General features: G+C 50.4%; 10 protein-coding genes. 7 read left to right on the top strand and 3 right to left on the bottom strand.

Annotated features, from left to right (window positions below; genetic code table 11):
- Window positions 1-41 precede the first annotated feature (41 nt).
- The gene (locus BC349_RS06540) at window positions 42-419 is read left to right on the top strand and encodes a transmembrane 220 family protein (RefSeq protein WP_187255904.1); all 378 of its coding nucleotides are present in this window, start codon (window positions 42-44) and stop codon (window positions 417-419) included.
- Window positions 420-498: 79 nt separating this feature from the next.
- Here the strand turns inward: BC349_RS06540 and BC349_RS06535 are convergent, their stop codons facing one another.
- On the bottom strand, window positions 499-3,513 hold the full coding sequence (locus tag BC349_RS06535; RefSeq protein ID WP_187255903.1) for a T9SS type A sorting domain-containing protein: 3,015 nt from the start codon (window positions 3,511-3,513) through the stop codon (window positions 499-501).
- 88 nt (window positions 3,514-3,601) lie between these two features.
- On the opposite strand from BC349_RS06535, the gene mfd reads away from it, so the two are divergent.
- Window positions 3,602-7,054, top strand: a complete 3,453-nt coding sequence (gene mfd / locus BC349_RS06530; protein WP_246456803.1) for a transcription-repair coupling factor — start codon at window positions 3,602-3,604, stop codon at window positions 7,052-7,054.
- On the opposite strand, the gene BC349_RS06525 is transcribed toward mfd, so the two are convergent.
- Window positions 7,051-7,482, bottom strand: a complete 432-nt coding sequence (locus BC349_RS06525) for a GNAT family N-acetyltransferase (RefSeq protein ID WP_187255902.1) — start codon at window positions 7,480-7,482, stop codon at window positions 7,051-7,053. The two genes, mfd and BC349_RS06525, sit on opposite strands and share 4 nt — an antisense overlap.
- A 198-nt stretch (window positions 7,483-7,680) precedes the next feature.
- Between BC349_RS06525 and BC349_RS06520 the strand changes: the two genes are divergently transcribed.
- The 3 genes from BC349_RS06520 to rnc all read left to right on the top strand — a co-directional run bounded on the left by BC349_RS06520 (window position 7,681) and on the right by rnc (window position 10,046).
- On the top strand, window positions 7,681-7,917 hold the full coding sequence (locus BC349_RS06520) for an acyl carrier protein (protein WP_026751146.1): 237 nt from the start codon (window positions 7,681-7,683) through the stop codon (window positions 7,915-7,917).
- Between the two features lie 93 nt (window positions 7,918-8,010).
- A complete protein-coding gene (fabF, locus tag BC349_RS06515; protein ID WP_187255901.1) occupies window positions 8,011-9,264 on the top strand; it encodes a beta-ketoacyl-ACP synthase II in 1,254 nt (417 codons plus the stop codon).
- A 56-nt stretch (window positions 9,265-9,320) separates the two neighbouring features.
- Window positions 9,321-10,046: a ribonuclease III gene (gene rnc / locus BC349_RS06510; protein ID WP_187255900.1), complete on the top strand. Its 726-nt coding sequence runs from the start codon at window positions 9,321-9,323 to the stop codon at window positions 10,044-10,046.
- A gap of 20 nt (window positions 10,047-10,066) precedes the next feature.
- Here the strand turns inward: rnc and mce are convergent, their stop codons facing one another.
- On the bottom strand, window positions 10,067-10,471 hold the full coding sequence (mce, locus tag BC349_RS06505) for a methylmalonyl-CoA epimerase (RefSeq protein ID WP_187255899.1): 405 nt from the start codon (window positions 10,469-10,471) through the stop codon (window positions 10,067-10,069).
- Window positions 10,472-10,569: 98 nt separating this feature from the next.
- Between mce and BC349_RS06500 the strand changes: the two genes are divergently transcribed.
- Window positions 10,570-11,745 (top strand): IscS subfamily cysteine desulfurase, encoded by a 1,176-nt coding sequence (locus BC349_RS06500; protein WP_246456801.1) that lies wholly within the window; start codon window positions 10,570-10,572, stop codon window positions 11,743-11,745.
- Between the two features lie 56 nt (window positions 11,746-11,801).
- Window positions 11,802-12,134 (top strand): HesB/IscA family protein, encoded by a 333-nt coding sequence (locus BC349_RS06495; RefSeq protein ID WP_187255898.1) that lies wholly within the window; start codon window positions 11,802-11,804, stop codon window positions 12,132-12,134.
- The last annotated feature ends 108 nt before the right edge of the window (window positions 12,135-12,242 follow it).

Genomic DNA, 12,242 nt, shown 5'->3' with positions numbered 1-12,242 from the left:
GGGATTAAGGGGGAACCACTATTTTTATTATAAAAGCGGGAATGAAAATATTCAATGCGGTAATGATCGGGGTTTTCGTTTTATCAGCGGCCCTGCAGTACAATGATCCTGATCCCCTGGTATGGATGGCCATCTACCTTTTCGGCGCCCTGCTTTGCGTACAGGCACTGAAGAATCGTTTTAATTCCTATCTCTACCTGGCTGGTTTTACGGTTTATCTGTTGTACGCTACCTACCTGCTTTTTGCCGGCGATGGTGTACTGAGCTGGCTCCGGGAACATGATGCGGAGAATATCGTTCAAAGTATGAAGGCCACCAAACCCTGGATTGAACAAACCCGCGAGTTCGGAGGCCTCCTGATTTTGTTGGCTGCACTTGGGATTAACTGGTTCTTGTTTAGGAGGAAGGGCAGGGGGTGAATTTATTCGGTGGAAATTCACCCGTCGGGTGGACATCTGTCGCGATTCGTCTTTGCCACCCGGACGGGAGAATTTCTCCCTATTTTTTCAAAAACTTACGGACAAACTGCTGCTTATAATCGCCGCTGGTAATGGTCAGTACATAAGTTCCCCTGGCAAGATGACCCAGGTTGAGGTTTCCGTTCTGGTAGCCGGTTTCATTGCGATAAACCAGCTGACCATTCAGGCTGTGAACCTGAACCACCAGTTTTTTCACCTCAAACATGTTACCGATCCGGTACTGAAGCTGCCCGTCTGTAATGCCCGGCCAGGAGTTCTGGATAAAATTCTTGTCATTTCTCACCGGATCATTCACCCCGGTATTCAGGTTGGGCGTAAAATTCGGTTGCGGTATGGTGGTATAAAACATGCCATTACCGTGGGTTCCCACCAGCAGGGTATTGTCCTGGGGCCGGTAGGCAAGGGAGGTTACCACGGCGTAATTCAATGTACGTCCGCCTTCCCTTTTCCAGGTGATCGGCTTGCCTGCCGCCAGCGTGTCCTTAACACCCAAAGTGCTATATAAACCAACCGAAGTGCCTACATAATATTCAGTAAAAGCCTTGCCGGTTCCATCTTTCCGCGCAACGATGGCACAGCTACGTATAGACGGCAGGGTTAGATTCCCCTCGATCAGGGTCCAGGTCGGATTAGCGGATTTCGCATTGGTGGTCCACCAGATATTGAAATCCCGCCTGGTGCCTCCGGTGCCTGTGGTGACGGTATAGTTGGAATAAACCACCATCACTTCATTGTCATCATTGGGGTTAATGGCGATCCCTGACACGTTCACCCGGGGACTTGGAGAAATCAGGGTATTGGTAATGATCGTATTGATCTGGGGGGGCGTGATGTCAACCGGTTGGGTAGCCGCCGCCGCATTGCGCGGATCGTTCAGCCTGAACACTCTGCCCTCGGTTGTTCCGATATACATGGCATGGGTGGACAGGTAGGGCCCCCGGCTTAGCTCAATGGCCCTGATACCAATATCATCACCGCCAGGATCCGCAGGGTTCACGGCACCAGCCACACCGGTGAGTTCCGTCCAGCCAGTGGTAGCGGTGACCGTTGTGGCATTGGTTGTCCTGAATACCCGGTTAAAGTTGACATAATACAGATCTTCCGGATTGTCGGCATCAAACCCGAAATAGGTTACAAACTCGCCTTCCCCGGAACTGGAATTGGGGGTAAGGTTGGTTGGTTTGATGGATGTGGCGTTACCCGGCGTCAACCTTGCCAGGCTGCCCAGCTGGCTGCTCACAAAGAGGGTATAATTGTCGAAGCTGATGAATTTTCCGATCGCTGCTGCACCGCCATCACCTGATCCCGCCCTGGTATGGTCATTGCCTGATTCCGCCTTCAGGTAACTACCATTATCCTGCATGCCCCCGATGAAATTGTAAGGCTGGGTTCCCGAAGCACGATGCTCTAGTCGTACATGGTAATATTGGGCTGTCTGGTAACCCTGTACCATGGTCCATTTTACCGGCTCAGTGGCAGTGGTGGTGGCGGTGATATCTGTGGTCAGGTGCAATCCGCCATCTGTGGCACACAATGCCCTGTTGGGATTGGAAGGATCAAATACCAGGTTGTGGACATCCGCATGGTGGTTGTCATACTGCAGAATATTGAATGTGGTGGAACCTGGTCCCCAGTATTTGTAACCGCCAATCCAGCTGGTGCCGGATGTATTGGTAAATCCATTGTTCGACCGGTAGAGGTTCGTGCCCCCCACAAAAACCATATTCGGATTATCGGGTTTCACTACCACCATCATGTCATAACCTCCCTGGACGGCGAGCGGATCGATGCCGTCTTTCTGCCCGTTAAAATCAGGCATATTGGCCGAAAGATTGGTATAGGTCGATGCACCGAAATCAAATTTGAAAAGATCCGCCTCCGGGGTACCTGTGCTCCCTTCCTGTGATAGGCCGTTTTCATAATAGGCATACAGGATATTATTATTGGAAGGTGCCAGTGCCAGTAAAATCCGCCTGGAATCTGTGGAAATACCGCCACTGGAGGTATAGGAATTTGCCCTCCAGCCGGGAATAGAATCAGCGTTCAGGGTCTGCCCGCCTGCGAAACGCGTCCAGGAATTCAGGTTTCCGGTTTCTGAAAACCATAATCCCCTCCGGTCCTTATCCGGAAATCCCCCGTTTACAGCGAGGTAAATCCGGCCGCTGTTGGTACAGGCAATGTCCAGTTGCCCGTTATCGGCAAAGGAACCCTGGGTGCCAATGAAAACATTTGAAAAAGTAGTGCCGTTATCAGTGCTTCTCAGCAGCCTGCGGTGTCCGGCAACATAAACATGCCCGGTTATCGGGTGGACAAGTATTTTATGGACAAAATCAAAGGCATCATCGAAGGTCTCCAGTTCCCCGGCGAAAGTGCTGCTCACCCGATTCCAGGTAAGTCCGTTATCGGTTGATTTCATCAGGCCATACCCATAATAAAAAGCACCACCGGCGGACGGGGTTGCTGAGTTTCCTATTGGCTCACCACCGCCGGCATACCAGGTATTTTCATTGCCGGCACGGGGGTCCTGGGCTATAGCGGATACATTGTGGATCTCGTTTTGCGGGGTTACCAGTGTCCAGGAAGTACCACCGTCGGCAGAGCGGAACAGGCCTCCGCTCACGGCGCCGGCGAGGATGACCCTGTTGGAGCCGGTACCAAATCTTTTATCAAATGCCACAGCCCGGGTGCGGCCACCGAAACTGAAAGGGCCCGCGGCTGTATAACTGTTATCTGCAAAAGGAGAGAGGAAGAGATCCTGTGACCTTTCCTTTTCCGGTATACGTCTTGCCTGCTGCAATTCCATTTCATGGATGCCACCGGGAATCAGCCCTGTTCCGCCATCCTTAACCATATCGTATTCATAGCGCATCCGCTGTTCCGCGAACATGGCTTTTTCCTCCATGGTTTTTTTCTTCTTCTTACCTCCCCCCATGAAAAGCTCATTTCCGGAGGCGTCGGGACCCTGGTACAGCAGGTAGCCGGCCAGCATTACGCTTATGGCAGAAAGGGATACAGTCAGGAATGTTTTATTCATACGGGGCATATATTAAAGAAAACGAAAGAGAGGGGATACTGGTTGGCACAAGATAGAAAAAAATCTACCTTCTGCATTCTGCTTATCTTTGCAATCCGGACCCGACAGGTCCGGTTTTGTGTACATGAACCTGGAACATTTACTGGAGCAGTATGGCAAGGACCCCCGCCTTTTTCAACTGGCGGACAGGCTCACCATGTCCGTACCCCAGCACCTGGTGCTGAAAAATCTTTCCGGCAGCTCCCCGGAATTCCTCGTAACTGCGCTCTTCAAAAACAAAATAACCGAACAGGTGAACCATGTGGTCATCCTCAACGATGCCGAAGAAGCCGCTTATTTCCATAATACCCTTGAAAACCTGACGGGGGCCCTGGACCTGTTTTATTTCCCGGCCTCTTTCCGGAATAAAAAGAACTTCCGGCTGCTCAACAGCAGCCATGTGATGCTACGAACCGAAACCCTCACCCGCCTCAGCGCCGGGGGGAACAAAAAGATCGTGGTAACCTACCCGGAAGCCCTCTTTGAAAAAGTGGTGCCACCCGAAACCCTCAGCGGAAATATTATCCGGATCAAGGTCAATGATACCCTCGACACCGTAAAACTATACGAACAACTCACCAATGCCGGATTCACCCGCACTGATTTTGTGTACGAACCAGGACAGTTTGCGGTCAGGGGCGGCATCCTGGATATCTATTCCTTCGGCAACGAAAAGCCCTACCGGGTGGAACTTTTTGGTAATGAGGTGGACAGCATCCGCCTTTTTGACCCTGAATCGCAGCTCAGTGAACGCAAACTTCTGCAGGTAAGCATTATTCCGAACCTGCAGTCCGAAATGCCCGAAAAGGCCACGGTTACCCTCTTAGACTTCCTTCCCGGCAATACCGTTGCATGGATGAATGACTGGCAGTTTGTAAAAGAGCGCATAGTGATCCAGGAAGAAGACCTGGATCTCTACCTCGACCGTAATGAAGGCGTGGTGTTCAGGGAAGAAGAGGAAGAAGATAAACTGGTAAAGAAAACGATCCGGCGGGATGAGTTTATCAGTGCAGCGGACCTCGAAGCGCAACTCAGACAGCACCATGTGATCGAACTGGAAGGGCATGCATCCTTCCCGGGGGGGCTGTGCACCGAGATCAGTTTTCACACCAAACCACAGCCATCTTTCAACCGGCAGTTTGAACTGCTGATCCGGGACTTCCAGCAGTGGGCTAAAAAAGGATTCAGCCTCTATCTTTTTGCCGAGAATCCGAAACAGCTTGAAAGGCTGCACAGTGTTTTCGAAGACCTGAAAGCGGAAATACCTTTTACACCCATACCCGCAGCCATCCACGGCGGGTTCATTGATGAGGATCTCAAAATAGTCTGTTATACTGATCACCAGATCTTCCAGCGGTACCACAAATACAAGGTAAAGCAGGCCTATAACAAGAACAAGGCCCTTACCCTGCGAACCCTGCGTGAACTGCAGCCCGGCGATTTTGTATCGCATATTGATCACGGTGTAGGCGTGTTCAGCGGCCTCCAGAAACTGGAAGTGAACGGCAAATTGCAGGAAGCCGTGCGGATCATTTATAAGGACAGCGATATCCTGTATGTGAACATCAACTCGCTGCATAAGATATCCAAGTACACCGGGAAGGAAGGAACGGTTCCCAAAGTGAACAAACTGGGAAGCGATGCCTGGGCCAAACTGAAGGAGAAGACGAAAACAAAGGTGAAGGAAATTGCCTTTGACCTGATCAAACTTTATGCGCAAAGGAAGTCCCAGCAAGGATTTCAGCATACTCCGGATACCTATCTCCAGACCGAGCTGGAAGCATCCTTTATATACGAGGATACCCCTGACCAGAGCAAGGCCACCGCCGATGTGAAAAAGGATATGGAATCGCCCTCGCCCATGGACCGGCTGGTCTGCGGCGATGTGGGCTTCGGAAAAACGGAAGTGGCCATCCGTGCGGCATTTAAAACCGTGGTGGACGGCAAGCAGGCGGCGGTACTGGTTCCCACCACCATCCTGGCATTCCAGCATTACAAGACCTTTAAGGACAGGTTGAAGGATTTTCCTGTAACTGTGGATTATATCAACCGGTTCAAGAGCGCCAAAGAGAAGAAGGAAACACTTAAGAAACTTGAAGAAGGCAAGATCGATATCATCATCGGTACGCACGGTTTGCTGGGCAAGGAGGTGAAGTACAAAGACCTGGGAATCCTCATCATCGATGAAGAGCAGAAGTTCGGGGTGGCGCACAAGGAGAAGATCAAAACCCTGCGGACAAATGTGGACTGCCTTACGCTAACGGCAACGCCTATCCCAAGAACCCTGCAGTTCAGCCTGATGGGCGCGCGAGACCTCAGTATCATCAATACCCCGCCTCCCAACCGTCAGCCGATACAGACCGAAGTGCAGGTGTACAATGAGGACTTTATCCGCGATGCCATTTACTATGAAACAGAGCGCGGAGGGCAGGTGTTCTTCATCCACAACCGCATCAACGGGCTGGCGGAAATGGCCGCAATTATCCAGGGGCACTGCCCTGACCTTTCTATCGGTTATGCCCATGGGCAGATGGAGGGGCATGTACTGGAAGAGCGGATCATGGATTTTATCGACAAAAAATACGATGTGCTGGTATGTACCAATATTGTGGAAAGCGGTGTGGACATCCCGAATGTGAACACGATCATTGTAAACAACGCGCACCAGTTCGGATTGAGTGACCTGCACCAGTTGCGTGGCAGGGTGGGCCGGAGCAACAGGAAGGCATTCTGTTACCTGCTGGCACCTCCGATGAGCACCCTGCCTTCGGACTCAAAGAAGCGTTTGCAGACCCTTGAGCAGCACAGTGAACTGGGCAGTGGTTTCCAGATTGCAATGCGGGACCTTGACATAAGGGGCGCGGGCAATATGCTGGGAGGGGAGCAGAGCGGGTTCATGGCAGAGATCGGCTTTGAAATGTACCAGAAAATCCTGGATGAAGCCATCCGCGAACTGAAGCGCACCTCCTTCCGCGAACTGTTCAGGGAGGAGATCGCGAAACAGGAAGACTATGTGCAGGATTGTACCATCGATACTGACCTGGAGATACTGATCCCCGACAGTTATGTGGAAAGCATAACGGAGAGGCTCAGCCTTTACCAGCGGCTCGATAACTGCGAAACCGAAGAAGAGTTGCGGGCCTTCCATACAGAGATGCATGACCGTTTTGGCGTGATCCCGCAACAGGTGGAAGACCTGTTCGATGCGGTGCGGGTGCGCAGGCTGGGGGTGGACCTTGGCTTTGAGAAATTGTTGCTGCGCGATGAAACCCTGAAATGTTTCTTCGTGAACAAACATGACTCGCCTTACTTCGAGTCTGACCTTTTCCGTGATATTTTATCTTACCTGCAAACCCATGTCAACAATGCAAGGCTTAAGCAGACCGGTAAAAACTTTTTACTGGTGGCAGACAAAATGAAGGACATGAAAACTATCCTTGCGTTCCTGCAGCGGATGCACGGGGTGGTGGTTGGTAAGGAAGTGAAAGCGGAAGTTTCCTAACGCAACCTTTTTTCCATTACATAATGCGGAATGGTCACTTCTTCGAATTCCTCGCTGCAAACATTATAGCCCAGGTGTTCGTAGAAACCCACTGCTGTTTTGCGGGCATGCATGGTCAGTTTGCGGTATCCGCGGTCGCGTGCGATGTTTTCGGCGAAGTTCATCAGCGCCCTGCCGATACCCTTTCCCTGCAGGGTATTGCTGACGGCCATCTGTCGCAGGCGTACCGTTCCGGGCTCTTCCTGCACCAGCATGCAGCAGCCCAGCATTTTTTCGTCCTCAAAGGCGGCGATAAGGATTTCCTCCTTTTCTTTCTCCAGTTCTTCGTGGGAAAAGCTGAGTCCCAGCGGTTTCCTTAAAACTTCATTGCGTAAAGAAACCATCTGTTGATACTCCGGGGAACCGTGATCTATCAGTTTTAAGGCCATCAGTATAGTATTTGGTTGTTTGGGATGGTCAATTTACGAAAATCATCCGCACAGCAATCGTTTGCAGCCTTTTTTGCTTACAATTGTTAGTAGTAAAGGAATTTTATATGTGTATAGGCGGTAAGAATAAAAAAAGTGTCAAAAATTGTTATTTACTCAAAAAGTATATTTTTGCACCCGTAACTAAACTTTACTACAATGTCAGACATCGCAACAAGAGTTAAAAAGATCATTGTTGACAAATTAGGAGTAGACGAGGCGGAAGTAACCAACGAAGCTTCTTTCACCAATGATCTGGGAGCTGACTCTCTGGATACAGTAGAACTGATCATGGAATTCGAAAAGGAATTCAATATCTCTATCCCGGATGAGCAGGCTGAAACTATCACTACTGTTGGCCAGGCTGTTGCTTATTTAGAAGAGCACGCTAAGTAAACGGGCTACCGTTACAGGCATATTTAATCCGCCTCTCGAAAGCTTTAAATGCTCAGAAGGCGGATTATTCACGTTTAAAATCCGGCAAACTACATGGAACTGAAAAGAGTTGTAGTAACAGGTATGGGTGCTCTTACTCCGGTGGGTAATACCCTGGAAGAGTACTGGAACGGGCTGATTAATGGCGTTCCCGGTGCAGCTAATATTACTTCCTTCGACGCGTCTAAATTCAAAACAAGATTCGCCTGCGAGGTAAAGAACTTTGATGCAACCCAGTACCTCGACAGAAAAGAAGCAAGAAAAATAGACAGGTTCACCCAATTTGCCCTGGTGGTTTCTGATGAAGCCATGGCAGATGCCGGTTTGAATAAGGAAAATATCAATCCCGATCGTATCGGGGTGGTATTTGGAAGCGGAATTGGCGGACTGATCACCTTCCAGCATGAGGTGATGGAATTTGCCAAAGGTGATGGCACCCCGCGTTTCAATCCTTTTTTCATTCCGAAAATGATCCTGGATATTGCTGCCGGCCAGATTTCCATGCGCCACAACCTCCGCGGCCCCAATTTCGCGGTGGTCAGCGCCTGTGCCAGTAGTACCAATGCCATCATCGAAGCGGTGAACCTGATCCGCCTGGGTAAGGCTGATATCATCGTCAGCGGTGGCAGCGAAGCCGTGATCAGCGAAGCCGGAGTGGGTGGTTTCAATGCCATGAAGGCCATGAGCGAACGCAACGACGATCCGCAAACCGCCAGCCGCCCTTACGACAAGGACCGTGATGGTTTCGTGATGGGGGAAGCTGCCGGTATCCTCATCCTGGAGGAACTGGAACATGCCAAAGCCCGTGGCGCCAAAATCTATTGCGAGATCGCCGGCGGTGGCGCCACTGCCGACGCGCATCATATCACCGCCCCGCATCCCGAAGGACTGGGTGCCCGCAACGTAATGCTGGCGGCCCTGGAAGACGCAGGAATGCAACCATCCGATATTGATTATATCAATACCCATGGTACCTCCACCCCCCTGGGGGATGTCGCCGAAGTGAAAGCCATCATGAATGTTTTTGGGGACCATGCATATAACCTGAATATTTCCGCCACCAAATCCATGACCGGGCACTGCCTCGGCGCGGCAGGCGTTATTGAGGCCATCGCATCCATTAAGGCGGTTATTCACGACCTGGTGCCTCCCACCATTAATCATTTTACTGACGATCCGGACCTGGATCCAAGGCTCAATTTTACTTTCAATAAAGCACAGCAAAGAACCGTAAGGGCTGCACTTAGTAACACTTTTGGTTTCGGCGGCCATAATGCCTGCGTTATTGTGAAGAAATTTGAAGGTTGATCATCTTTTCTGATGCCAATCGCTTAACTTGATTCAGGTAATCAACCAATTAATCTGTGGGTTTATTTGACAGTATTCTAAAAGGTTCACCCGAAACAGCTGCCTTCAAAAAACAATTGAAGAATGTGCTGGGCTTTGCCCCGGGTAATACCGAACTGTACAAAACAGCCCTCACTCATCGCTCTGTCAGGGACTCGGCAGCAGATAATAACGAGCGGCTCGAATACCTGGGAGATGCCATCCTGAGCGGCATCGTGGCCGACTACCTGTTCAAGAAATACCCCTACCGCGAAGAAGGATTCCTCACCGAAATGCGCAGCAAGATGGTGAACCGGAACACCCTCAATGAGGTGGCCATCAAAATGGGATTGAAAAAGATCGTGTACTTCAATAAGTTTGATAACTCGTTGAAAGTGAGCCAAATCTTTGGTAATACCCTGGAAGCACTGGTGGGCGCGGTTTACCTCGATAAAGGCTATAAAAAAACACGCACCTGGGTACTTGAAAGGCTGATCCAGCCTTATATGTTCATGGACGACCTGGAAAACCTGGAGATCAACCACAAGAACAAATTATACGGCTGGGCCAATAAAAACGGCAAGAACCTGGAATTCGAAACCCTGGAGGAAAAATTTGAAGGGGGAAGGCGCCTGTTCACGGTGGGCGCAGTGGTCGACGGCCAACTTTTGGCCCAGGGAAAAGCCTACAATAAAAAGGACGCCAGCCAGATTGCTGCCCAGGCCGCGGTGGAAAAGCTGGGGCTGGGAAACAGTGAAGGGTGAAGGGTGAAAGGTGAATGGTGTCAGGTGCGGTTCTCCATGCAGAGTTCTATCAGCACGCCATTGGTGCCTTTGGGGTGCAGGAAACAAACCAGTTTATTATCAGCTCCCCTTTTTGGAGCAGGGTTCAATAACTCAAAACCCTCTTCCTGCAAGCGTTTCATCTCGGCTTCGATATCTTCCACATCAAAGGCAATATGGTGGATTCCCTCGCCTTTTTTGTCGATGTACCGGGCGATCACTCCCTCCGGATCAGTACTTTCCAGCAACTCAATCTTGTTCTCCCCAGTGGCAAAAAAAGCCGTTTTTACCTTTTCCATTTCCACTTCCTCAGTTTTGTAGCAGGGGGTATTAAGTAATTTCTCATACAGTGGGATGGCTGTTGACAGGCTCCTGACGGCAATTCCGATGTGTTCGATTTTACGCATGCAGCGAAGATAATGAGAAGAATGAACCGGGCTGCTCATGGAAGGGCCGGAGTACGGATTGAGGGGTATCTGAACTGATTTGGCTAATTTTGTGTTGTATGGATATGCTCAAACTGCCGGTTTACTGCGACTACAACGCCACCACACCCTGTGACCCGAGGGTGGTGGAAGCCATGTTGCCTTATTTCACGGAACAATTTGGCAATGCCGCCAGTAAAACCCATTCTTTCGGGTGGATTGCAGAAGAAGCGGTTGACCTTGCCCGTGAGCAGGTGGCCAGGCTGGTAGGGGCAGAACCTTCAGAAATTGTATTCACTTCCGGTGCCACCGAAAGCGATAACCTGGCTATCAAAGGCGTTTTCGATATGTATGCCGGCAAGGGCAATCATATTATTACCTGCGTTACCGAACACAAAGCCGTACTGGATACCTGCCGGCATATTGAAAAAATGGGTGGGGAGGTCACCTGGCTTCCGGTAAACAGTGAGGGACTTATAGACCTTTCCCAACTGGAGGCGGCCATCAAATCCACTACCATCCTCATTTCACTCATGTATGCCAACAATGAAACGGGCGTAGTGCAGCAGGTTCCTGAAATCGGCGCGATCGCCAAAAAGCATGGAGTGCTGTTTTTTTCTGATGCCACCCAGGCCGTGGGAAAAATTCCGGTGGATGTGAAAAGGGATGGAATTGACCTGATGGCTTTTTCAGCGCATAAACTCTATGGGCCGAAAGGTGTTGGTGCCTTGTATGTGCGCAGGAAAAACCCCCGAGTAAGGCTTACCGCACAACTGGATGGCGGCGGCCATGAACGTGGAATGCGCTCTGGCACCCTGAATGTGCCGGGTATTGTGGGGTTTGGTAAAGCCTGTGAGATCTGCCGGAACGAAATGGAAACAGAATCCCGCCGAATCTCAGGCTGGAGGAATAAACTGGAAGCCTCCCTCACCGATTTACCCGATGTGCTTGTTAACGGCAATACCCAAAACCGCCTGCCCAATGTGTCCAATCTTTCCTTTGCAGAAGTGGACGGGGAGGGGCTGATGCTTGGCTTCAATAAAAATATTGCCGTCTCATCCGGATCTGCCTGCACTTCTGCCTCTATGGAGCCATCGCATGTGCTGAAGGCCATGGGCATCAGTGATGAGCTTGCCTTTGCTTCCCTGCGCTTCAGCCTTGGCCGGTTTTCGACCGAAGAACAAATAGATTATATACTGCAACAGGTGAAGGCAACCGTAGATCGGCTAAGGCAATTAAAACCCGCCGGTATATGAATAGCCGGCCAGGGAGCCACCATTTACCAACCATACATAACAAATAATAGAACTATATGATACATGTCAGTGATAAAGCCCGGGAGAAAGTGATGACCTTGCTGAAGGAAGCCGATAAAGACAATAGCGGTGATTATTTCCTTCGTGTTTCCGTCGTAGGCGGAGGATGTTCGGGCCTGAGTTATAAACTTGATTTCGACAATAAAAGCCAGCCGGCCGACCAGGTGTTTGAAGACAATGGCATTAAAGTGGTCACCGACCTGAAGAGTTTTTTATACCTGGTTGATACCACCCTCGAATTTTCAGAAGGACTGAATGGTAAGGGGTTTTATTTCAACAATCCCAATGCAAGCCGCACCTGCGGTTGCGGTGAAAGCTTTGCGGTGTAGGGAAGCCGGTATGCGGAGTCTCACCCGTCTGACGTGATCCCCCCGTCTGACGGATCCCCCCGTCTGACGTTTAGCATTGCTGTAAACCGTGGATCCAAACGTCAGACG

It is taken from the genome of Flavihumibacter stibioxidans (assembly GCF_014332695.1).
In the GTDB taxonomy this organism is placed as follows: Bacteria; Bacteroidota; Bacteroidia; order Chitinophagales; family Chitinophagaceae; genus Flavihumibacter; species Flavihumibacter stibioxidans.
Note: the sequence above shows the minus strand (reverse complement) of the source record. Positions and strands in the feature narration are given on the sequence as shown.

Coding starts and splice junctions, on each gene's coding strand:
- BC349_RS06540 (WP_187255904.1), top strand. CDS start 42: ATGAAAATATTCAATGCGGTAATGATCGGGGTTTTCGTTTTATCAGCG.
- BC349_RS06535 (WP_187255903.1), bottom strand. CDS start 3,513: ATGAATAAAACATTCCTGACTGTATCCCTTTCTGCCATAAGCGTAATG.
- BC349_RS06525 (WP_187255902.1), bottom strand. CDS start 7,482: ATGGCCTTAAAACTGATAGATCACGGTTCCCCGGAGTATCAACAGATG.
- BC349_RS06520 (WP_026751146.1), top strand. CDS start 7,681: ATGTCAGACATCGCAACAAGAGTTAAAAAGATCATTGTTGACAAATTA.
- fabF (WP_187255901.1), top strand. CDS start 8,011: ATGGAACTGAAAAGAGTTGTAGTAACAGGTATGGGTGCTCTTACTCCG.
- mce (WP_187255899.1), bottom strand. CDS start 10,471: ATGCGTAAAATCGAACACATCGGAATTGCCGTCAGGAGCCTGTCAACA.
- BC349_RS06500 (WP_246456801.1), top strand. CDS start 10,570: ATGGATATGCTCAAACTGCCGGTTTACTGCGACTACAACGCCACCACA.
- BC349_RS06495 (WP_187255898.1), top strand. CDS start 11,802: ATGATACATGTCAGTGATAAAGCCCGGGAGAAAGTGATGACCTTGCTG.